The sequence below is a fragment of the Psychrobacter sp. P11G5 genome, assembly GCF_001593305.1.
Classification (GTDB): Bacteria; Pseudomonadota; Gammaproteobacteria; order Pseudomonadales; family Moraxellaceae; genus Psychrobacter.
Map to the genome: position 1 here is coordinate 2096443 of NZ_CP012533.1, position 22741 is coordinate 2119183.

Consider the following 22741-nt stretch of genomic DNA (forward strand, 5'->3'; position numbering starts at 1 on the left):
CAGTTCATACTGTTATTTAAAATTACATAGAATAAGGGGTTTGACATGGCGGCATCTATGCAGCAGCAATACTTGGCAGTACTGAATGACACACACAGAGGATTGGGCAAATTATTACTAGTATCAACTGCGCTCATCGGTACTTTAACGTTAAGTGCTTGTCAGACCGCGCCTTCAGCTCCTAACAGTACCGGTGCAGGCGCAACAACGACTACGATTAATATTCCTCAAGGGTCTGTAACTAACCGTAATGATGCCAGCAATACAGCTGACTACTCTAGTGAGCCTTATATAGCACCCGCTGAAACTACTAGAACGCCAGCAAATCCTCCGTACTCTGAGCCCCAAACCATACCCAGATCTGAGAGTAGTAGTACAACTACCAACAATCCTTTAACCCAGCAAACACTGATAATAGAACAACCAGAAATCATATTTAACGAGCCAGTGTACACCCCACCACGTGATGATTATATGATCTCGCAACCGCCCGCTACACCTTCACATAATGAGCTATTAGAGCAAGCACGTCAGAATTCGCAGCAGCAAAGCCGTAAACCTACTAGCAATCAAAGCAACTTGCCAGCATTTCGTAATCTGATGCAAACAGGCACTAATCAGCTTAAATCAGGTAATTTGACCGCTGCTGAAAACAGTTTTACGCGTGCTCAACGTCTAGCACCTAGATCTTCAGCGGTTTATTTTTACCTGTCACAAGTTGCTCTAAAGAAAGGTCAGCCACGTAAAGCCGAAGCGATGGCACGTCGTGGCCTGACAGTTTCTGAGGATGACAGTCGTCGCCGTGCGTTATGGCAGCTTATCTTAAGATCAGGTCAACAACAGAACAATTCACGCGTTGTACGAGAGGCACAATTAGCTCTTAAGTAGTCATTATCGCAGTTTATTTTCGATGCAACAGACAAAGAAAAACTTGCTAACTGCGTATAATAATGAATGTGTTTATTCTATTTTTTACAAACGATAATTATTTATTTTTCTTCAATTTATTCTAATTTAATTAAGGTTACTTTTATGGCATGGCAACAACTTCACCTACAATGTGAAAAAGCAAACGTCGATCTTGCAGAAGCGCTGTTATTAGAAGCAGGCGCCCTATCTATTGCGTTAGACGATGCAGGTGATCAGCCTTTGTTCGAACCATTACCGGGCGAATCACCCTTATGGGATGAAGTAATACTGACTGGTCTCTTTGATGCTACTACCGAAATTGGGAGTCGACAAGCTGTTGAGCAACTAAGTCATGAGATTGCAGCACAAGTACAGGCCAGTCGCATTTGGCTGAGCGCTGTTGATGATAAAGACTGGGAGCGCGAATGGATGACTCACTATCATCCAATCGAATGCGCTAACGGCTTATGGATCGTTCCAAACTGGTTAACGCCACCTGATGCAGATGCCATTAACATTATTATGGACCCGGGACTTGCCTTTGGAACAGGTTACCATGCCACTACACGCCTATGTTTAGATTGGCTGACTGAACAAGACCTACAAGATAAAGTCGTCATCGATTATGGTTGTGGCTCAGGCATCTTAGGTGTTGGCGCATTGCTATTAGGTGCCAAACATGTCTATGCGGTCGATATCGATCCGCAGGCGGTGCTGGCTACTAACCAAAATGCTGCACGCAATAATGTTGATGAACACTTGCAAGCATTTTTGCCAGAAGATTTCGTGGCCTACTGCGTACAACATGATGTCGTTCCAGTGGATGTTATTGTAGCCAACATTCTAGCCAAGCCCCTCATCGGCTTAGCTCCTTACTTTGCAACTTTAATTGCCTCACAAGGACGCATAGTTCTAGCAGGATTAATTGAGTCACAGACTGAGCAAGTTTCAGAAGCTTACAAGCCTTATTTTGCCCTTGATTCTAAACATGCTTTCACTGCTCAAGAAGATCAGCATTGGCAACGTTTATCAGGAACGTTTACACAGTAGCAATACCTAATAGTTTTGTTTACACACTAGCAACACTTTATTACATCTGTTACGATAGGCAGTCAGTTGAATTTTGCAAACTTAACGCTGCTCCCCTATTGTCTATCGCTATAAAGATGCCTAATAATATCTAAAAAATAAGACAGGTTTTGGTGAGTGGATGCGCGATAGTTACTATCGTATTTCTTTGGACTCAATTACATGACCACGCTCATCAAAACCCAATGTCCTTCTTGCCAAGCCTACTTTAGTTTACCGCAAGCTCAATTAAATGAGTTAAATGCGAAAGCGCGCTGTGGACGCTGTCAACAAGTATTTTTAGTAAATGAAAATCTTGTGGTCTCTGGTGATGATCGTTCAAATACCGATAGCAATTTCACCTCTTTTGAAAAAAGCAAAAATAATAATTCTCAGCAGGATAATAATTTTTTATCCTCTGATACTCTTATCTATGATGATATGCCCGTTGACGATATTGAAGAGTCAAACTCAGAATATAACTCGCTAGATGAAATGAGTGCATGGTTTTCTGAGCTGGATACTACAAATCTAGATTCTGAACTAACAGACTCTAAACCAGCCACTACTGTGGATAATCAGTCTAATATCGAGCCTAACGATCAAGATACTTTATTTGAAGAATCAGATTATGTTGTCAACACTAGGCCTCAATATAATATTGGTTCAGTCGCCGCTAATGATATCAATGCTTCTATCGACAATATTAATATGTCCAATGACAACGATAATGCATGGCTTGAAAAACTCCTTGAAGAACAAAACAATGATACAAACACGATAGAGTCTGACACTGATTTATCGCAGCTATTAGCTAGCATGGGCGTACCACTTAGAGATCAAACTCAAATTAGCCCTAAGCAAATAAGCAAGGGTCAGTCACGTATCTACCCATCACAAACTCTTGCACAGACTTCTGCCGCTTCGATCCTTTGGGTAGCCGGCTGCTTAGTCTTGATAATGCTATTGTTTGCACAATATGTTATTTTTAATCTAGATAACATAGTCAAAAACCCAGCGCATGCAGCACGCTTACAAGCAGTTTGCGCAGTCGCAGCTTGCAGCCTACCTAGTGCTGACATGGCAGCTTTTGATATTACTGATTTGGTTTATAAACCTAGTGATATTATGGATGCTGATGTATTTACTGATATAACAGCCACTTTGGCAAACCAAAGCACAAAGTCCCAGCTCCTACCTAGTCTCAAAGTTAGCATTTATGACAATAACGCTCTAACTGGAGAGTTCATTGCGCTGCCAAAGGACTATCTAGCAAGTAAGCAAAATCTACTATTCGCTGAACAAAACAAATCATTTATGTTTACAGTACCAGTTACCATCAATCATATTAGTAAAGTTACTATCAACCCTATTTATTAAAAAGCTTCATATCTCCAACCTAATACTTATATTAATATTCAGTTGAGCGACTAGTTATCTTTTTGTCTATGACCTTTGTCGTATCACACTTTTTTAAGGACATCACCTTATGGCACACTCCGCTCAATCCTTTGCCAACCGTTTTGCCCAGCATCCTGATTGCCATAACAACTATGATGATCAGGACAGTACTAATCAACCAACCACTGATACACAGAATCGTTTGGATAGCGCAGACAATCATATGCACAGTGATACGACACTTACTCCAGCGAATGCGCCTTTACGTGTGCATGTTGAACGCGTAGTACGTGAGTATTTTGCGGCCTTGGATGATGAAATGCCAACCGACTTTTACGAGCTCATCTTAAAAGAAGTAGAACTCCCCCTACTAACTGTAGTACTTGAGCAAACTCGTGGAAATCAAACCAAATGCGCTCAAATTTTGGGCCTTAATCGTGGCACACTACGCAAAAAACTTAAAATCTACGATTTAATGTAGTTGATTGTATAGAAATTAGTATTTATGCTCTAAAATGATATTGAGTTTTGTGTAAATTGGTCAGATGTTTTATCATAGGCATCGTGATTTTTGAAGCTCTATCCATTCAATGCTAGTCATGCCTAAGTAATGCATAGCTAGCTGCGAACATTAAGCTCTAAACACTGAAACTTAATTATTAAGCTTTATCATTATTGTGCATGGCAACTCATAGATTAGACGTAACTCTATCTGTGACTGCCACTACTATCTTGCCGGACGTTTGTGTCGGGCTTTTTTTATGGAATCGTTTTTATGGCTACCAAACCGCTTGCTCTACTCTCAGTCTCTGATAAGTCCAATATCGTAGAATTTGCTCAGGGGCTTATTCAGTCAGGATTTGACTTACTATCCACTGGCGGTACTTATCGTTTGCTCAAAGAGCATAATGTGGCCGTGACTGAAGTATCAGATTATACTGGTTTCCCTGAAATGATGGATGGCCGTGTCAAAACGCTACACCCAAAGATTCATGGTGGTATTTTAGGTCGCCGTGGTACAGATGATGCGATTATGAGTTCGCATAGTATTGATCGTATCGATTTGGTCGTGGTTAACCTTTATCCATTTGCTGAAACAATTGCTCGTGCTGATGTCACTATGAACGATGCTATCGAAAACATCGATATTGGTGGTCCGACTATGGTACGTTCTGCTGCTAAGAACCATGCCCACGTAGGTATTGTTACCGATCCAGCCGATTATGAACGAGTACTGGTAGCCTTAGGTAATGGCACAGAACTGACAACGGCCTTACGCTATGACTTAGCGGTTAAAGCGTTTGAACATACGGCACAATACGATGGGATGATTGCTAACTTTTTGGGTAGTCGTGTCAATGAAACTCAACAGCCAGAGAATTTTTCAAGAACGTTTAATGTGCAGCTTGAGAAAGCACAAGACCTACGCTATGGCGAAAACCCACATCAAAATGCTGCCTTCTATATAGAAAGCCAACCTTCAAAAAGTAAACAAGCTTCTATAGCAACAGCCGAGCAATTACAAGGCAAAGCATTGTCTTATAATAATATCGCCGATACTGATGCTGCCCTTGAATGCGTCAAAGCATTTAGTGCACCTGCTTGCGTAATCGTCAAACACGCTAACCCTTGCGGTGTCGCCATTGATAACGACCAAGTAGCGGCTTATCAAACTGCTTTTAGCACGGATCCTGAATCTTCTTTCGGTGGCATTATTGCCTTTAACCGCCCATTAACACTTGCCGCAGCAAAAGCCATTATTGACAATCAATTCGTAGAAGTTATTATTGCGCCAAGTATTGAAGCAGGTGTACTTGAAGCGACTGCGACTAAGAAAAACGTACGCGTCTTAGTTTGCGGTGAACTACCAGCACCAGATCAGCGCGACATCCAACTTGACTATAAGCGCGTCAACGGTGGCCTGTTGGTACAAGAACAGGATCTCGGTTTGATCACTGCTAATGATTTGAAAATCGTCACTGACGTACAACCAACTGAAGCACAAATTGCTGATCTGTTATTTAGTTGGAACGTAGCAAAATACGTCAAATCCAACGCTATCGTTTATGCTAAAGGTCAGCGCACTATTGGTGTTGGCGCAGGTCAAATGAGCCGGGTAAACTCAGCACGTATCGCTGCTATCAAAGCTGAGCATGCTGGATTAGCAACTGAAGGTGCTGTCATGGCCTCAGATGCCTTCTTCCCGTTCCGTGATGGCATAGATAACGCTGCTGCAGTAGGGATTTCTGCTATCATCCAGCCAGGTGGCTCTATGCGTGATGATGAAACCATTGCTGCAGCAAATGAGCATGGTATTGCTATGGTATTTACGGGTATGCGCCATTTCCGTCATTAAAACTTTCATGTACAAAATGCTAAAGCAGTATTAATAGCAGCACTTCATATAAGTACTGCTATTAATTGATATATATAAAACTATCAAAAATATAGCTCATTAAAAAAGCCACTGTAGCAATACAGTGGCTTTTTTATTCAAGAATTTTTATACATTTTTTTGGTTACTTATTAATAGCTCAACAGAAAGCAATGGCACTATTACTGACCTTGTGCCCCTGCCATGTTAGCTTCGTTAATTTCAACCTTATATACCAGACGTAGATAATCTAAGTAATCTTGCAGCTGATCTTGACCTAAATTATCACGGATAATTGAGGCTGTTTGCGCTTTTTCTAGATCAGACAACTGCGATTGGCGTTCAGTCTCGATACGATCGCCAACCAGCACACTAGCACCTACCTCAGTCTCACTTGCCAACGCTACAACCCCGTTCTCAGAGGCTTGCTTACTAAATGCTAAACTACGTTCCTTTTCGGTCAGTAACGTTGTTTGACGATTAACCTGACCGAGTGCCTGAAAACCTACTGCTTGCTTATTGATATCAGCCACGGTTTTAATCCCAGCAGCCAACTGCTTAGCATCTTTAAGAGCCATAGCACTGGCTTTTTGCTGACGCAGCCTTTTGGTAATAATTGGAGTTGCAGCCGCCAAGGTAAGAGTTTGAGTTGGACGATAGTTACTTGGTTGCACCCATGCCGTTCCGCTACCTACTTCAATACCTGCCGTTACTGCCTGATCTTGGATAGTAAACTCATCAAAGGCTTGCTTGATGACAGCAGGTTGCGGCAACACTGACGTATTATTGTTCTTACGATAATCTTTAATACGTTTTAACGCTACGTTTTCTTGCTGAGCGATATCTTCGATACTAAAACCATCTGCTGCCAAATCATTAATTGCTGTTACTTTATCAGCATAAATTGATTGACGCTTATATTCCTTTGCCTTAGCTGTTAACTCTTCACGCATACTATCTAGGCTTGGTATTTTACTACCATTGTCTTCTGTTACCGTAAATATCTGATAACCGAAATTGGTTTTAATAGGGGCAGTAACGTCACCTACACTTAAGCCTTGCAGCGCTGTTTCAACGGCAGCAGCATCATTACCAAATACTGATGGATTGAAAAGTCCAATATCACCGCCAGTAGCGCCTGATGGATCATCTGACTCTGTTTTGGCCAATGCTGCGAATGATTCACCTTTATCAAGACGCGCTTTGATTTTATCAGCACGCGTCTTAGCATCATTACCAGTAACTAGAATCTGACTTAGCTTACGCTCATCAACCACAGCAAGCCCTTGCTTATAGCCTTCATATTGCTGCTGCAGATCTTCTTCTGTAACTTGATCGACCTTAATCGTCGCAGGGCTTAACTGAATATATGCCAAATCAACCATGGCATCGCTCTTTAGCGTCTCTTTATTAGCATCATAATAAGCTTGGATATCATTTTTGCTAAGCTTAACTTTCTGCTGATAATCTTGCCAATTAAAACGATGTAGCCAGATATTGCGTGATTCTAGCTGTAAATCAATCAGCTGATTCACCGCTTTCATAGGATAGATGGCAGTACCAACGATACTTGCATTGAGCTGATCTAGGCTTAACTGATTACGAAATTCAGCAAACAGTTGGTCTTTAGTCATGCCGCGTTGACGTAAAAAGTTCGAAAACTGATCGTTAGAGAATTCGCCGTTTTCATCTTTAAAAGCGTCCTCTTGACGCAACAGACGATTGATCGTGTCATCAGATACAGTCATACCTAGCTTACCAGCTTGCTGCTCAAGTAAGGTGCGGTCAATCAATCCTTTTAGCACTTGCTCATGTAACACATCTTCATTTAATAAGCTTGCGTCATCAATTTGGTCTAAAATCTCAGAGCGTCGATTGTTTACTGCATTTTGATACTCTGACAAACCCACACTTGCCTCACCTACTTGGGCTATTTGATTGGGGTCAACATTGCCCTGAAAGTAGCTCTCGATGCCTAATAAAGCGAGTGGCGATAGGCATAGAATCAATAAAATGCGACCAGGCCAGCTTTTCAAAAAATCGCGCAATTTATCCATAGTTATTTCTACTTTTTAACCTATATTGATGAAGAACCATTGCAACGATGTCAGCGATATGTGGACAGACAATGGCATGATAAATGATGTCAATGTTATTTGATGCTTGTAAAAACCGTAACTTGATAAAGCAATAGCGTTACGCGCGCCCTATGATACGTGAATTTTAGTCTAGACTCAAAATATTCCAAGCATCTGCTATACAAATTTTAGCGATAAAAAAAGCACCTCTATATAAAGGTGCTTTTTATTGCTTGTTTTACTGTCTAAAGTTAAACAGCAAATTTATACTAACAAGCTAAGATTGGCTTAGTTTAAGCGCTCTTTTAAGTTTTTACCGGCTTTAAAGCTTGGTACTTTGCTTGCAGGGATACTTAGCTCTTCACCTGTCTTAGGATTACGGCCAGTGCGTGCTTTACGGTCTTTTACGCTAAACGTACCAAAACCAACTAGTGAGATACTTTCACCAGCTTCTAGAGCTTCACCAACGCTTTCCATAACGGCGTTCAATGCATCACCAGCTTGGGTTTTGTTTAGGCCGCTTTTGTCTGCAATGCTATCAATTAATTCTGACTTATTCATACAATTTCCTTCAAGTTTAAGGGCTGAAATAAACGCTAACGTCAGGCATTGTATCGCTCTCATACGATTTAAGCAATAAAAACCACTTTTGACGCTTTTATTTACGGGTTGCGCGTTGTTAACGTCTTTATATCAAGGCAACATAAGGAGCGCAAGCGATTTTACATTTTTTTGCCTGCGAAACTACGTATTTGACACCTAACGTTACGCAAATCACCTGTAACTTGTCATTTGTCCCACAGATACTGCTCAAAAACATCGCATAATGCATATTAGTTTTTTAGGTCGCCAAGATGTATTTTACGTCAGAGAACGTATAGTTTATTTAAAAAAACCATTAATTTTAGCGAAATCACTGATTTTTCAATCAAAATTAGCGATTAAAGTCTATATTATGAAGAGACAATTGATAATATCTTTTTACTAGCCAGTGTTCGCTACTTCAGCTGGCTTTGTTCATATTTGTAGTACAGTAGAGCTTTGACTTACAAAAACTCTAGGTATAGAAAACGGGCTTTATCGCAATAATTTGCTAACTGAGATAGGTATACGTTACTTTTTATGATGAAAACGTTATGATAGCCATCACATAATATGCTATAAAAACCAAATTATAATTAATGTTGTATTTGCAGTTATTCACTGCTTCTCATATTTTATGTTTACTTTTAATTTGCCCAATAAAATGGATTACTTACATGAAGCGTTCTACGTTGTCTCACTCTCTTCTCAACATTATCCTAGTGTTCACTGAGTCAGCATTGACCTTGCTGTTACGCTTAGATCCTGAGCTACGTAAAGCCGCTTACCCGCTTGCTAAACAGGGCACTGTTATCTGTCTACGCTTGTATTTGCCTCATGTAGAGATTTTTGCAACTTTTAGCTATAAAGGTGTGTTGCTAGATGCCAATCTACCTGTTGGTCGTAGTGAGCCTGACGTTATTATTAACGCGTATAGCATTCAAGTTTTAAGTGCTTTAACCTCACACGACAGCGAAACGACTGAAAAACTGCAAATGCGTGGTGAGCTTATTCAGGTTCAACTGGTTAAACAATTTATTACTCAGCTAGGTTTGGGTAGCTTAATTCAAGGGATCCTTAAGAAGTTTAAAGGTGGCAATGCAAAGCAAAAACCTAGCGCTGATGAGTTGGAAGAAAAAAAGAACAACTATAAACTGCGTATTGCAGAACAACAGACTCAAATTAATACGCTGACCATAAAAAATCGCGAATTTGAAACTACAGTGAAAGAGCTACAGAGTAGGCAAAAGACACTTACTATTATCACAATTGCTTCAGTTATTATGGCGATTGTTGCTGTTATCACGTTGCTAATGAACTAACCTTCGGGGTTTACCTTTGTTTTTACAAGAACGCTCAACGAAGTCATCGAACTGTCATTGAGCGTTTTTTTTACCCCTAGCCTTTACTACCACTCATTAGCGCTTTTCCACTTCGTTGCCGCTTTATTTAGCCAATTACTTTTATTAATAGTGGTGATAGGTAAGATTAACCATTCTATGACATTTCAATCTTGACTAAATTACTCAGGATTAAGTATAATGACTTTATCGCAGCACACATCGGGTTAACCATCTGTTGTTTAATAGCGATGACGTTTGACTTAGTATACTTAATATCTGTATTGCACAAATAATCTTGCATGATTTAGATCACTCATGATTTAGAGTACTAAAGATACTAAGCTCGTTATTGAATTTGGCTTATAACTGATTAGCTTGGAGATATTTTATGCGTTTAACTACTCGAGGCAGGTATGCCGTTACCGCGTTACTAGATTTGGCGTTACAAACCAGTCAACAAGACAGTGCTGTATCCTTATCTGATATTGCAAAACGGCAATCGATATCTATCTCATATCTTGAACAGTTATTCTCCAAACTACGTAAACGCGGTTTAGTTACTAGTATTCGTGGTGCTGCAGGCGGTTATCATTTAGCCAAACCCCTAGATGAGATAGATGTAATGAGTATTATATCTGCCGTTGACGAGTCGGTTAATGCCATGCAGTGTGAAGGACGTGGTGACTGCCAAGGTGGTACAATGTGCCTAACCCATGATTTATGGTGTGCACTGTCCAATCATATTGAGCAGTACTTGAAAAATATAACATTGGCGCAATTATTAGATATGGAAAATGTGCAATCAGTATCAGAGCGTCAGCAAAACTCTACTAAAGAGATTTCCATAAAAGACATTAATACTATTACCCTATCGACCAGCGAGGCAAACCCAGCATGAGCCAACATAACAACCTTATATACTTAGATTATGCCGCCACCACGCCAGTTGCTAAATCAGTAGCCGCTAAAATGAGCGAATATCTGACTGTAGACGGCATCTTTGGTAACCCAGCCTCGCGCTCACATGGCTATGGCTGGCAAGCAGAAGAAGCAGTCGAAACTGCTCGTCAGCAAGTTGCTGATGTTATCAATGCTGATCCGCGCGAAATCGTCTTTACTTCAGGTGCGACAGAATCTGACAACCTAGCGATTAAAGGTGCTGCGCATTTTTATCAGTCTCGTGGTAAGCATATTATCACCAGCAAAATCGAGCATAAAGCCGTATTGGACACTTGTCGCGAACTTGAGCAAGAAGGTTTTGAGATTACTTATCTTGAGCCACAACCAAGTACTGGTCTTATTTTGCCAGAGCAAGTTAAAGAAGCGCTACGCGATGACACGATTTTAGTATCATTGATGATGGTAAACAACGAGCTTGGCACAGTTACTGATGTAGCTACTATTGGTGAAATAACCCGTGAAGCTGGTGTTATCTTCCATGTCGATGGCGCACAGTCTGTTGGTAAAGTTCTTATTAACATTCAAGAGATGAAAATCGACTTGATGAGTTTTTCAGGCCATAAAGCATATGGTCCTAAAGGTATCGGTGCCTTGTTCGTCAGTCGTAAGCCACGTGTTCGCTTAAAAGCAGAGCAACATGGCGGTGGTCATGAGCGCGGTATGCGTTCAGGTACACTACCGACGCATCAAATTGTCGGCCTTGGTGCTGCATTTGCCTTAGCCAATGAGCGTTATGAAGAAGATAATGCTCATGCAGCAAAATTGCGTCAGAAACTATGGGACGGTCTACAAGATATCGAAGAGATTTACCTAAATGGTGATCTTGAGCACAGTGTGCCTAATATTGTAAACATCAGCTTTAACTTTGTTGAAGGTGAATCACTCATGATGTCGCTAAAAGACTTAGCCGTCTCATCAGGTTCAGCCTGTACGTCAGCGACACTTGAGCCATCTTACGTATTACGTGCTATCGGGCGCCCAGACGAACTAGCACATAGTTCGATTCGCTTTAGCTTTGGTCGTTATACGACTGAAGAAGATATCGATACTGTTATCAAGCAAATGCATGAAGCGGTTGACAAATTACGTGCCCTATCACCACTTTGGGATATGTATCAAGAAGGTGTTGATTTAGATTCAGTCGAATGGGCTGAGCACTAAAACCAAAAAACGATATGGTTATAGACCATAGCCATTAAACGATTGATCAGACAATTATAAATGCAGTTTTTATTAACTGAATGTTTGACCCCAATTATCGATGAGTAGTTAGACATTTAAAGTCAGTAATTGACTACTCATCATCTAACTAGGAGAAAACCCCATGGCCTATAGTGACCAAGTTATTGATCATTACGAAAATCCGCGCAACGTCGGCAATCTTGATAAAAATGCCAAAAACGTTGGAACTGGTATGGTTGGTGCCCCAGCTTGTGGCGATGTAATGCGTCTACAAATCCAAGTTGATGATAATGGTATCATTGAAGATGCACGCTTTAAAACTTATGGCTGTGGTTCAGCGATTGCTTCAAGCTCACTTGTTACTGAGTGGCTTAAAGGCAAAAGTCTAGACCAAGCTGGCGAAATCAAAAACAACCATATCGCTGAAGAGCTTGCATTACCACCAGTAAAAGTGCATTGCTCTGTACTTGCAGAAGATGCTATTAAAGCTGCTATCAGTGACTATAAAGGTAAACATGGCGCTGCAGTAGTGACAGAAGAAGCGACTAGCTAAGCCTATTAGCGTGAGTATTGTATTTTTAAGTACACTATCTTAATAGTCATACTTTAGTAGCAGTACATTGAACAGCTACTAATGCTAAAGAGGTGACAATAACGCTTATGTAATTGTCACCTTTTATTTTCTAGCAGTTATTAACCAGAAGTTATTAAAATGTTATTTCGGCAATCTTGCTATCCTAGTTGCCCATTTATACAGAATTTTATTTATATTCATTATTGATAGTTTCTTATTAAACAGTTTTTTATTAAATTAATATCTTTATTATTGATAGTCAATGGGAGTTGGCATGATTGAAATGACAGAACGCGCCGCTCAGCATGTTCGAGATTTTTTGGACAATCGCGGTAAAGGCGAAGGTATTCGAGTTGGTATCCGTACAGCGGGTTGCTCAGGATTAGCTTACGTTTTAGAGTTTGTAGATACGCCTGATGAAAATGACACGCGCTATGAAAGTCGTGACGTCAGTATCTTTATTGATCCTAAAAGTTTGGTGTATTTAGATGGCTTGTTGATGGATTATGAAAAAGAAGGTTTAAACGAAGGCTTTAAGTTTACTAACCCGAATCAGAAAGGTGAATGTGGTTGCGGTGAATCCTTTACAGTCTAAGGTATCAACGCTTGTGAGTTTAATAGTAGACAGTAGTGAGCGATTAACTCAGTATTACGAACCAATCCGTAAAAAAGTCCTCAACTAGACAAAGTTTTGAAAAAACAAATAAAAATGCAAGGCGTATGATATGACAGACATTACAGCAGAAGCACAGTTTAATAACTTCTTTGCTCTATTTGAGCAGCCTGTACAATTTGAAGTCAATCAAGACAGTCTCGATCAGCGTCTACGTCTGCTACAAAAACGTTATCACCCTGATAATGTCGCAAAAAACTTGTCAGATACGGCACAAGCGCAACAGCAGTCTGAGCAAGCTTCAGCGTTGATTAATCAAGCTTATCAAACGCTAAGTACGCCTGATAGTCGTGCTAGCTATTTGTTAGATATGGCAGATCAAGCACAAAATCTAGAGCATTCAATCGCAGACTTAGACTTCTTAGAAGATGCTATGCAGATGCGTATTGATTTAGACGAAGCGATTGAAGATAAAGATCTTGCGACCCTACAGCAACTACATCCGCAGATTACGCAGCGTCTCGCTAAACAGTCTGAGCGTTTTAGCACTGCATACCAAAGTCAAGACTGGCAAACGGCGATCGATGCGACGCAAAAGCTGAAGTTCTTAGTAAAGCTAAATGCTGACGTTACTACTGGCCTTGATGAAGTAGTAACTGCTGAACATTCAGATGACGATGATTTATACGTTTAAATAGCCGATTTATAAGCTTTATGACTTAGTTTATATCTAAGGTTTATTTATAAGTGCTTTTAACATATAAATCTCATTTAAAAGCACTATTCCAAAATGATAGTTAAAATAGTACCAACGATACCGTATAATCTCTTATTTTAAGCACTTTTAACCGCCACCCTCCTCTATTTTGAAAGCGGGATTGCAGCGGTTAAACTATAATAGTGTATATTTTTTTATTTGCTCCATTTCACTTATTCATTTTATCTCTGAGTTATCTTATGTCTTTATTGCAAATTGCCGAACCCAATCAAAGCGCCCAACCTCACCAGCATCGTTTTGGTCTGGGAATCGATCTTGGTACCACACGCTCATTGGTCGCTGTGGTACGCTCAGGCAAGGCGCAAGTCTTAGAAGCAGGCGCAGCTAATGACACTTTACTACCTTCTGTCGTCTACTATCCAAGCACAGGCAACCCATTAGTCGGCTATGATGCTCTAGCACACTTAGCGGATGATCCAAAAAATACGATCGTCTCGGCTAAGCGCTTTATGGGTCGTAGCCAAGCTGATATCAAATTCTCCCACCCTTATGAATTGAGTGGCAATAAAGACGATATGCCTGCATTCGTTACTGCTCAAGGGGAAGTATCGCCTGTTGAAGTATCAGCGCGGATATTGGCAACGCTTGAGCAACGCGCCACCACTGCATTACCTGCAGACAGTATTGAAGGTGCGGTAATTACCGTTCCTGCTTACTTTGATGAAGCTCAGCGTCAAGCGACTAAAGATGCGGCGCAAGCGGCTGGTATCAATGTACTGCGTCTATTAAATGAGCCGACCGCCGCAGCCGTTGCCTATGGTCTCGATCAGCCTACACAAGATAGTAATAAAGAAAGCTATTACTTAATTTATGATTTGGGTGGTGGTACTTTTGACGTTTCTATCTTAAAGCTAAATGATGGCGTCTTCGAAGTATTGGCAACTGGTGGTAATAGTGCATTAGGTGGTGATGATATTGACCGTCTAATGACTAATTGGCTTATCAAGCAATTACACATCGATCCTACAGACGTGAGCCGTCATGACAAGTCGATACTGGCACAACAAGCCAAAGCTTATAAGCAAGCGCTGACTGATGCTGAACAAGTCGATATCGATATCACTGTCAATGAGCAGTCTTATCAAGGCGTGTTACGCCGTGAAGACTTGCTGGCTATTGCAGAGCCCGTTAGCCGCCGCACGATAAGTGTCTGTGAACAAGTACTGCGTGATGCCAAGCTATCTACTTCGGACTTAGATGAAGTTATCTTAGTCGGTGGCTCTACCCGTATGCCTGCTGTACAGCAAGTAGTGACTGAGTTTTTTGCTAAAGAGCCGCTTTGCCGTCTAAACCCAGATGAAGTGGTGGCTTTAGGTGCTGCCCAAACCGCACATCAATTGGTCAACGGTGATAGTGACAATAACTTATTACTGTTAGACGTAACGCCGTTATCGCTCGGTCTTGAGACCATGGGTGGTCTGGTTGAGGTACTGATTCCACGCAATACGCCTATTCCTGTCAAAAAACGCCAAGTGTTTACCACCTATCAAGATGGTCAAACAGGCATGGTGATTCATGTGGTACAGGGCGAGCGCGAAACAGTTGATAACTGTCGTTCACTAGGACGCTTTGAGCTATACGGTATTCCACCAATGAAAGCTGGATTTGCACGTATTGAGGTAACCTTTAGTATTGATGCCAACGGACAGCTAACAGTCAGTGCTCAAGAAACCACTACCAAGACAGAAAGTAAGATTGAGATTGTACCTTCTTATGGACTATCAGATGAGCAAAAAGAGCAGCTACTAGTGGCAGGATTTAAATACGCGGAAGCAGATAAAAATGCGCGCTCTTTAATTGAGACCAAAGTAGAAGCTGAGCGTGAAGTGCTTGCTTTACAATCTGCGCTCAAAGAATTCGCAGCCCTACTGACAACTGATGAACAGCAATCATTAGCTGAGCAAATACAAGCACTACAAACAACACTTAGTACAGATGACTTGCCACTTATTGAGGCACAGCAAGCAAAGCTCAAGCCACATAGTGATTCCTTTGCTGCTCGTATTATGAATCAAAGCGTTAAAGCCAGCATGGCAGGTACTAGTGCCAAAGATTGGTAGTAGATACGTTTAATAATACATACGCCTAAGAATATAGATTAGCGACTATACTAAGCTGACCTCTTATATCTTTCATTTTTTTAATTGATTAGCATTGGAAAGACAATTTATGCCAAAGATTACCGTACTACCGCATCACGAAATTTGCCCTGAAGGCACTGAAGTCGAATTAGAAGCTGGCAATAACTTATGCAGAGCGCTATTGGAAAAAGGCATTAAGATTGAGCATGCTTGTGAGATGTCAAAAGCCTGCACCACCTGTCATGTGGTAGTCCGTAAAGGCTTTACCAGCTTAGATGAGATGGATGATATCGAAGCCGATTTACTTGATCGTGCTTGGGGATTAGAGCCTGACTCACGCCTATCTTGTCAGGTTATGCTTGAAGATGAAGACTTAACCATCGAGATACCTAAATATACGCTCAACCATGCAAAAGAAAATCATTAAGCGCTACGCTATCAGCAAGTAATATTTTCTGCAATAAAAAGCCAGCTATTACACTGTAATAGCTGGCTTTTTATTTGTTTTAGATTCAAATGCCCTTTACTTATAAGGTTTTTAAATTAGTGTTTACTACTCTATTTACCCTTTCCCTCTTTATCAGGAGCCATTATCTTTTCTTCTTTTTCGATACGTTCAAGGGCAAAATTTAATTTGTTTTTAATCTCTTTGTAGTCGTAATTTTGCATATCTTTGAAGTTTAGATGTAAGTTAAAACCTGGTAGCGTATGGTCTACCCACTTAGATAAGCGGCCTTTATTAGCGTCAGGGTCTAAAACCTGCCACGCATTGATGCTACTATCGAAACCTTTTAGTTGATAAGTGCCAGCGTATTCGCATTCATAATCATGGCAAACATAATCATAAGTTCTTTGACTAATAAGAATATCTCCCTTTCCTGCTATCGACTCAAGACGAGATGCAAGGTTAGCCTCTTTACCAATAATGGTATAACTCATGCGATTATTACTACCAAAATTCCCCACATGACAGTAACCAGTAGTAATACCAATACGCACATATAGACCTTCAAAGCCCATCAAGCGCCATTCCTGTCGCAAACTACGCATTTCACGGCGCATATCAATTGCCATAGCCACGCAGTCCAATGCATCTTGCCGTGTCCCTCGACTATTAGGCTCACCAAAGAAACATACCATGCCATCACCAACAAACTTATCCAGCATCGCACCGTGTCTGTTAGCAATGATAGTCATACATTTCATATAAGTATTTAAAATATCAGCTAAGTTGTCAGAGCTTAAGCTATCAGACAGCTCAGTAAACCCAGCAATGTCCGAAAACATAATAGTCAGCTTGGCGCGTTTGTTGTTCACATGTACGACACTATCTGATTTTACAATCGGTTGCCAAACTTGTGGAGGTATAAAACGGGTCAATTTACTGATGACTGATACCATCGTATTCAGTCGCCCTTTCGCTTGCTTTGCAGTTTTTTTATGATTTAAGTATTTATGATATACGTTCCAGAATTGCCAGAATATAGTAACAATGCTAGCTAGCAATATGGTCGGTGATAATAAACCTTCATTGCAATCCATCACCTCACGACTTAAAGTAATACTGACGTAATAGAACATCATGGCCGTAATGGCAGATATCATAATCAGTTTAAGTCGATTCTCAGGATCACTTAAGATAATTCGAATGCCAATTAGTAGCGCAAGGCTCAGCGACATCACTGTGCAAAACTGCATGCTCCCAATGACTGTGGATAAAAGAATAATGACAGTATTAGAAGTCCAAAAACTCGATTGGTGCTGATAGTTATAAATTAGAATCATTAAACTTGGCAGACTGACGATAACAAGTAACGCCATTGAGTTAGGATTAAATTCGAAATGCGCAGCTATAAGTGCTACGGTGAGTAGCAAGACAAATATTTCTGGATAATCAAACCGAGAGACTTCGTTATTCTCTGATGAAGTCGGTGATTTTGATATAACAGAAAAAGACATACTTGATGTTCACTTAGGTTAAAGGAAGTGAAAAAAATGAGCAATTTAGACTCAGAATTCATTTTTAGTTAGTAAAATAATAGGAGATACAATTACATATATTATAAGGATATAACCCAATATAATATATGTAATTAATAACTAAAAAGACACTATCTATTTTCAATTGCTCTACAATTTTAGCAATATCGATAAATAGTGTCTAAAATATAACAACGTACAATAGAAATCATATAATAACGTATAACAGAAATGAATGGCAAAAGGTAAGTAGCATGAAACTGAACCATCTAATAACCAAAATATTCAACCGTTAAGTATTAATTACATTTGCCAATCGAACGGCATCTGATGATGTCCTCGCAATGCAATCATTAAAGTCTGTTGCATTTGAGCCAATACTTCTTTTGTGTACGGTATTGCAGGCACACCCCATACTGGATTTGGCCACTGCATATCGTTTTGGTAGCGTACTATATGATGAAAATGCAACTGTGGTACTTGGTTGCCAAGTGCCGCGACATTCATCTTATCGGCTTGGAACGTTTTAGCAAGTTGGCTTGATAACCAACTTGATTCACGTAAAAACTGCGTTTGATCCGACTCAGATAATTCATACAATTCTTTGATACCTGACACACGAGGCACCAAAATCAGCCAAGGAAACTGACAGTCATTAATCAAACGACATGTCGATAGTGGAAAATCACCCACTAAAAAACTATCGGCAGCAAGCTTAGGATGTAGTTGGAACATAATGACGGCTTCTCTTGTTATAAAACATCAATGAAATAAGTTAATAAATATAATGGCGCTATTTTATCAGTTATCTACTGGATAAAATAGCGCCATTACCTATTCCCTTTATACGACTTATCTAGTATCCAATTGTCGTCAAATGAATCTATGCAGGTTCGGCTACCATATGCTCGCTAAAATAGCGTAACAGCTCTTGGATAACCGTTACTCGCTGTTGCGGTGTTTCAAGTTTATCCGCATCACTATAACGAATACCTGACGCGCCATTCATGCGATAACGCTGACCATCAGATTGAATCAGTTTAATGATTGCTAACGCATCAACAGGGGTATCTGGTGCAAACTCCAGCGTCATACTATTACTATTGGCATCAATTTTATTAATCTTCAATGGCTCTGCCTGTAAGCGCAGACCATGAATAGCGAATAGATGCTTGGTTTGGTCTGGTAGTATACCAAAGCGATCAATCATTTCAGTGCGAATATCAATCAGGATTTCTTTATCATCGGCATTACTGATCCGTTTATAAAACAACAAGCGCTGATGCACATCGTGTAGATACTCTTCAGGTATCAAAGCTGAGCTATGCAAATTAATCTCGCTAGTCAGCGATAACGGTGTATTTAAATCCGGCTCTTTACCCGCTTTGATAGCTTTAGTAGCACGCTCTAACATATCCATATATAAGCTAAATCCAATCGCCTGCATATTGCCACTTTGCTGTTTACCCAATATCTCACCTGCACCGCGAATCTCTAAATCCTCACTTGCCAGCATAAAGCCTGCACCCAGCGTATTAGCACGTTCGATAGCATGTAATCGGCGCTTAGCATCGCCTTTGAGACCTTTAATTGACGGTACTAGTAGATAACAATACGCTTGATGATGACTACGACCGACACGGCCACGCAACTGATGCAGCTGAGCCAAACCAAATTTATCAGCACGCTCAATAATAATGGTGTTGGCATTAGGTACATCGATACCGGTTTCGATAATAGTCGTACAGATTAAAACATTGAATTTTTTATGGTAATACTGCTGCATAATTTGTTCAAGTTGACGTTCTTGCATCTGTCCATGAGCCACACCTACTCGCGCTTCTGGTACCAGCTCACGTATAGTCTCTGCCATACGCTCAATACTAGCAACATCATTATGCAATAAATATACCTGCCCGCCGCGTAGCAACTCACGCAAAATAGCCTCTTTCATTAAAGCTTCTGTCTTTTGCATCACAAAGGTTTTAATGGCCAAACGACGTGCAGGTGGGGTGGCAATAATCGACATATCACGCATTCCAGAGAGCGCCATGTTGAGCGTTCTAGGTATCGGTGTTGCTGTCATAGACATACTATCTACATCGGTCTGGATAGCCTTGATACGCTCCTTATGACGCACGCCAAAGCGATGCTCTTCATCGACTATCATTAATCCTAAATTAGTAAACTTAACATCAGGCTGTAGCAGCTTATGCGTACCTATCACAATATCAACTTTACCAGCAGCTAAATCCGCCAGTACGGTATCTTGATGTTTTTTACCACCAAAACGCGATAAGGTTTCGACACGTACTGGCCAATCAGCGAAGCGGTCGCGGAAGTTGTCTTCGTGTTGTCCCGCTAGCAAAGTAGTCGGTACCAATACCGCAACTTGGTAACCAGCACTGACCGCAATGAAGGCCGCACGCATGGCAACTTCTGTTTTACCAAAGCCTACATCACCGCAAATGAGTCGATCCATCGGCTGGTTTTGCTTCATATCTTCCATGACAGCATGGATGGCATTAGCCTGATCTGGCGTTTCTTCAAAGGCAAATTGACTAGCGAACAGCTCATACTGCGAGATGTCTATTTTGAAATGAATACCGACTTTAGCTTCTCGTCTTGCCTGCATGTTGAGCAATTCAGCAGCAACATCATGTATTTGTTGTAATGCTTTTTGCTTAGCTTTATCCCATTTACCACTACCAATCTTGTGCAAAGGCGCAAGCGCAGGATCACCGCCACTATAGCGACTAATCATTTGTAAATTAGCGACAGGCACATAAATACTGGCATCATCGGCGTATTTCAGATGAATAAACTCTTGCTCACCCTCACCCACATCTAGAATAATTAAACCGTTATAACGACCAATACCATGTTCGATATGAACAATTGGACTGCCTTGAGTCATCTCAGTGACACTTTTAACCAGAAACTCTTCTGATACGCCACTTTGCCGACGACGACGCGTTTGCAGTACTTGCCTACCAAACAGCTGAGTCTCACTAATCAGTACCAAACGTTCGGGAACGTAGACTCCACGTTCGATCGGTGCCACTGTCAGACCAACATATGGTTTATTACTCGAATTTACTGCGCTTGTCCTATCTGCTGCTAAAAATTCTTTAAAGCTATCATAGGCTTTGACATCAATTTTACCTTTAAACAGCTCTATGAGAATCTCGCGGCGACCTGCAGTTTCGGCAACGATTAATACTGGTGTAGCCGTTTCTGCCTGCAGATGTAAAAAATCCAATAGTTCAGCTAAAGGTTCTGCCTTTTGATGGTTTACTGATAGCTGCGGCGGTACTTGAGTGCTAAGTGTCACCAAGCCTTGCTTATTTTGCATCGGAGCAGACGCAGATGTTGGCGCTGCTTGCGCATCATCGATAGCGGCCACATCTGTCATAGATGCAAGTTCTTCTCGCGCGCTCAATATTACCCGTGGATACTTGTTTAGATGCTCATTGAGAGTACTAGATAGTAAATATAATAGCTCAGGTGCCACGATAGGCTTGTCAATATCATGACGGCGCTCCTCATAGCGGCGCTGGATTTGCGACCAGTAATCCGCTTGGCGCTCATTGATTAGCTCATCTGTGATGAATAAAGCATCCTCAGGTAAATAAGTGAATAAACTACTTTCTTGCTGCCAATCTTTTAGATCAAAAAATAATGGCTGGTAATATTCAAGTCCACTACTGGCAATCCCTGCCATCACATCTTTGTGCAGCTCAAACTTACGGCTGCTAGCATTTGGGAACATCTCAGCAAAGTTCATGCGAAAAGTTTCTTTCCCCTCTTCTAAAGGAAATTCCTTTGCTGGTAAGATTTGAAACTTCTGAATAGGTTTAGAGATATCTGGCAGTTTATGCAGTAGCGACAGCGACTCTTGACCCATACTACTGTCATTACCTGACATCATTGCTTTTAGATCATCATTAGTTAGTGTGCGCTGAGTCTGTGGATGAAAGAAACGAATCGTCTCAATCTCATCATCAAATAAATCTAAACGCAGGGGAAATGGCTGCCCCATCGCAAAAATATCAATAATGCTCCCACGTACCGCAAATTCACCAGGTTCGAACACATTTTCAACTGCGCGGTAACCAGCCTTTGCTAGTAGCTCACGTTGGGTATTAATATCAAATTGATCACCAATGCTTAAATCAAAGTGTTGTCCAATCAGCCAACTGGGCGGTGCAACACGATGCATCAAAGCCTGTACTGATATAAGTAACACACCTGACGTTGGCATATCCGTTAATAGATTAATCCGCTCGCTAACGATATCTTGATGCGGAGACAGTTCATCATAAGTCAAGGTCTCCCAATCTGGAAACACGTAAGCATCCACACCGCAAAAAGCCAGCTCAGTTTCTATTTGATTGAGCTGATTTTGATCCCGAGCCACAACGACTTTTAGACGATCTGCCATCTCCCATATGGGTGTTTTAACCAAACTGGCCAGCCATAGACTACCGACTGCACCATGAACAGGTGCCAGCCAGCGTCGCTGCGAGTTTTGGATAGGAAATAGCTGCTGATTAATAGGAGCAAAGGCGTCGGTTAAAGCAGTGATAGACATAAGCAGGTAGGATCAAGTTAAGAGTCTGGGAGTTATTATACGAACATTTTCGCAATTGACCAAAATTAATGCCGTAACGGTTTGTCACTCAGAGTGGAGTAAAAACTGGACAATTAGTAGTTAGCCCTTTAATTTCAAGAATAATATTAGTAAATAAGAAAATCTCAGCTTATGAGCTGAGATTTTGAGTTGGTTCTTATACTCTTGTTATAATGTTATTAATC

Annotated in this window: 18 protein-coding genes; 13 read left to right on the forward strand and 5 right to left on the reverse strand. The window is 40.8% G+C overall.

Translation table 11 applies throughout. From position 1 onward, the window contains the following. Positions 1 to 45: 45 nt before the first annotated feature. The 5 genes from AK825_RS08460 to purH all read left to right on the forward strand — a co-directional run bounded on the left by AK825_RS08460 (position 46) and on the right by purH (position 5734). Positions 46 to 888 carry a tetratricopeptide repeat protein gene (locus AK825_RS08460; protein ID WP_068036247.1) on the forward strand — a complete coding sequence of 281 codons (843 nt, stop codon included), beginning with the start codon at positions 46 to 48 and terminating at the stop codon, positions 886 to 888. Between the two features lie 144 nt (positions 889 to 1032). Then, positions 1033 to 1959, forward strand: a complete 927-nt coding sequence (prmA, locus tag AK825_RS08465; protein WP_068036249.1) for a 50S ribosomal protein L11 methyltransferase — start codon at positions 1033 to 1035, stop codon at positions 1957 to 1959. 201 nt (positions 1960 to 2160) lie between these two features. Continuing rightward, positions 2161 to 3357 carry a DUF3426 domain-containing protein gene (locus tag AK825_RS08470; RefSeq protein ID WP_068036252.1) on the forward strand — a complete coding sequence of 399 codons (1197 nt, stop codon included), beginning with the start codon at positions 2161 to 2163 and terminating at the stop codon, positions 3355 to 3357. Between the two features lie 244 nt (positions 3358 to 3601). Beyond that, on the forward strand, positions 3602 to 3859 hold the full coding sequence (fis, locus tag AK825_RS08475) for a DNA-binding transcriptional regulator Fis (RefSeq protein WP_068039245.1): 258 nt from the start codon (positions 3602 to 3604) through the stop codon (positions 3857 to 3859). A gap of 294 nt (positions 3860 to 4153) precedes the next feature. Beyond that, on the forward strand, positions 4154 to 5734 hold the full coding sequence (purH, locus tag AK825_RS08480) for a bifunctional phosphoribosylaminoimidazolecarboxamide formyltransferase/IMP cyclohydrolase (protein WP_068036254.1): 1581 nt from the start codon (positions 4154 to 4156) through the stop codon (positions 5732 to 5734). 200 nt (positions 5735 to 5934) lie between these two features. Here the strand turns inward: purH and AK825_RS08485 are convergent, their stop codons facing one another. Then, on the reverse strand, positions 5935 to 7809 hold the full coding sequence (locus AK825_RS08485) for a SurA N-terminal domain-containing protein (protein ID WP_068036256.1): 1875 nt from the start codon (positions 7807 to 7809) through the stop codon (positions 5935 to 5937). Between the two features lie 309 nt (positions 7810 to 8118). Further along, positions 8119 to 8391 (reverse strand): HU family DNA-binding protein, encoded by a 273-nt coding sequence (locus tag AK825_RS08490; protein ID WP_025653024.1) that lies wholly within the window; start codon positions 8389 to 8391, stop codon positions 8119 to 8121. 698 nt (positions 8392 to 9089) lie between these two features. On the opposite strand from AK825_RS08490, the gene AK825_RS08495 reads away from it, so the two are divergent. The 8 genes from AK825_RS08495 to fdx all read left to right on the forward strand — a co-directional run bounded on the left by AK825_RS08495 (position 9090) and on the right by fdx (position 16370). Continuing rightward, positions 9090 to 9734: a hypothetical protein gene (locus AK825_RS08495; protein WP_068036259.1), complete on the forward strand. Its 645-nt coding sequence runs from the start codon at positions 9090 to 9092 to the stop codon at positions 9732 to 9734. A gap of 409 nt (positions 9735 to 10143) precedes the next feature. Then, positions 10144 to 10653, forward strand: a complete 510-nt coding sequence (locus tag AK825_RS08500; protein ID WP_068036260.1) for an Rrf2 family transcriptional regulator — start codon at positions 10144 to 10146, stop codon at positions 10651 to 10653. Further along, positions 10650 to 11876: an IscS subfamily cysteine desulfurase gene (locus tag AK825_RS08505; protein ID WP_068036263.1), complete on the forward strand. Its 1227-nt coding sequence runs from the start codon at positions 10650 to 10652 to the stop codon at positions 11874 to 11876. The genes AK825_RS08500 and AK825_RS08505 overlap by 4 nt, the downstream gene beginning before the upstream one ends. A gap of 163 nt (positions 11877 to 12039) precedes the next feature. Next, positions 12040 to 12450: a Fe-S cluster assembly scaffold IscU gene (gene iscU / locus AK825_RS08510; protein WP_068036265.1), complete on the forward strand. Its 411-nt coding sequence runs from the start codon at positions 12040 to 12042 to the stop codon at positions 12448 to 12450. A gap of 295 nt (positions 12451 to 12745) precedes the next feature. Continuing rightward, a complete protein-coding gene (iscA, locus tag AK825_RS08515; RefSeq protein WP_025653020.1) occupies positions 12746 to 13066 on the forward strand; it encodes an iron-sulfur cluster assembly protein IscA in 321 nt (106 codons plus the stop codon). A gap of 130 nt (positions 13067 to 13196) precedes the next feature. After that, the gene (gene hscB, locus AK825_RS08520) at positions 13197 to 13778 is read left to right on the forward strand and encodes a Fe-S protein assembly co-chaperone HscB (RefSeq protein WP_068036267.1); all 582 of its coding nucleotides are present in this window, start codon (positions 13197 to 13199) and stop codon (positions 13776 to 13778) included. A gap of 263 nt (positions 13779 to 14041) precedes the next feature. Then, positions 14042 to 15922, forward strand: coding sequence for a Fe-S protein assembly chaperone HscA (gene hscA, locus AK825_RS08525; protein WP_068036269.1), 1881 nt, complete (start codon positions 14042 to 14044; stop codon positions 15920 to 15922). A 109-nt stretch (positions 15923 to 16031) separates the two neighbouring features. Then, positions 16032 to 16370, forward strand: a complete 339-nt coding sequence (gene fdx / locus AK825_RS08530; protein ID WP_068036271.1) for an ISC system 2Fe-2S type ferredoxin — start codon at positions 16032 to 16034, stop codon at positions 16368 to 16370. Between the two features lie 131 nt (positions 16371 to 16501). Here fdx and AK825_RS08535 read toward each other — a convergent pair whose 3' ends face one another. The 3 genes from AK825_RS08535 to mfd form a co-directional block, all read right to left on the reverse strand. After that, positions 16502 to 17902, reverse strand: a complete 1401-nt coding sequence (locus AK825_RS08535; RefSeq protein ID WP_068036273.1) for an adenylate/guanylate cyclase domain-containing protein — start codon at positions 17900 to 17902, stop codon at positions 16502 to 16504. Between the two features lie 324 nt (positions 17903 to 18226). Then, positions 18227 to 18658 carry an HIT family protein gene (locus AK825_RS08540; RefSeq protein ID WP_068036275.1) on the reverse strand — a complete coding sequence of 144 codons (432 nt, stop codon included), beginning with the start codon at positions 18656 to 18658 and terminating at the stop codon, positions 18227 to 18229. Positions 18659 to 18806: 148 nt separating this feature from the next. Continuing rightward, positions 18807 to 22517, reverse strand: coding sequence for a transcription-repair coupling factor (mfd, locus tag AK825_RS08545; protein ID WP_068036278.1), 3711 nt, complete (start codon positions 22515 to 22517; stop codon positions 18807 to 18809). Between the last annotated feature and the right edge of the window lie 224 nt (positions 22518 to 22741).

What these genes read in the sequence shown, in the direction of transcription:
- AK825_RS08460 (WP_068036247.1), top strand. Translation starts at nt 46, where the DNA reads ATGGCGGCATCTATGCAGCAGCAATACTTGGCAGTACTGAATGACACA.
- prmA (WP_068036249.1), top strand. Translation starts at nt 1,033, where the DNA reads ATGGCATGGCAACAACTTCACCTACAATGTGAAAAAGCAAACGTCGAT.
- AK825_RS08470 (WP_068036252.1), top strand. Translation starts at nt 2,161, where the DNA reads ATGACCACGCTCATCAAAACCCAATGTCCTTCTTGCCAAGCCTACTTT.
- fis (WP_068039245.1), top strand. Translation starts at nt 3,602, where the DNA reads ATGCACAGTGATACGACACTTACTCCAGCGAATGCGCCTTTACGTGTG.
- purH (WP_068036254.1), top strand. Translation starts at nt 4,154, where the DNA reads ATGGCTACCAAACCGCTTGCTCTACTCTCAGTCTCTGATAAGTCCAAT.
- AK825_RS08485 (WP_068036256.1), bottom strand. Translation starts at nt 7,809, where the DNA reads ATGGATAAATTGCGCGATTTTTTGAAAAGCTGGCCTGGTCGCATTTTA.
- AK825_RS08490 (WP_025653024.1), bottom strand. Translation starts at nt 8,391, where the DNA reads ATGAATAAGTCAGAATTAATTGATAGCATTGCAGACAAAAGCGGCCTA.
- AK825_RS08495 (WP_068036259.1), top strand. Translation starts at nt 9,090, where the DNA reads ATGAAGCGTTCTACGTTGTCTCACTCTCTTCTCAACATTATCCTAGTG.
- AK825_RS08500 (WP_068036260.1), top strand. Translation starts at nt 10,144, where the DNA reads ATGCGTTTAACTACTCGAGGCAGGTATGCCGTTACCGCGTTACTAGAT.
- AK825_RS08505 (WP_068036263.1), top strand. Translation starts at nt 10,650, where the DNA reads ATGAGCCAACATAACAACCTTATATACTTAGATTATGCCGCCACCACG.
- iscU (WP_068036265.1), top strand. Translation starts at nt 12,040, where the DNA reads ATGGCCTATAGTGACCAAGTTATTGATCATTACGAAAATCCGCGCAAC.
- iscA (WP_025653020.1), top strand. Translation starts at nt 12,746, where the DNA reads ATGATTGAAATGACAGAACGCGCCGCTCAGCATGTTCGAGATTTTTTG.
- hscB (WP_068036267.1), top strand. Translation starts at nt 13,197, where the DNA reads ATGACAGACATTACAGCAGAAGCACAGTTTAATAACTTCTTTGCTCTA.
- hscA (WP_068036269.1), top strand. Translation starts at nt 14,042, where the DNA reads ATGTCTTTATTGCAAATTGCCGAACCCAATCAAAGCGCCCAACCTCAC.
- fdx (WP_068036271.1), top strand. Translation starts at nt 16,032, where the DNA reads ATGCCAAAGATTACCGTACTACCGCATCACGAAATTTGCCCTGAAGGC.
- AK825_RS08535 (WP_068036273.1), bottom strand. Translation starts at nt 17,902, where the DNA reads ATGTCTTTTTCTGTTATATCAAAATCACCGACTTCATCAGAGAATAAC.
- AK825_RS08540 (WP_068036275.1), bottom strand. Translation starts at nt 18,658, where the DNA reads ATGTTCCAACTACATCCTAAGCTTGCTGCCGATAGTTTTTTAGTGGGT.
- mfd (WP_068036278.1), bottom strand. Translation starts at nt 22,517, where the DNA reads ATGTCTATCACTGCTTTAACCGACGCCTTTGCTCCTATTAATCAGCAG.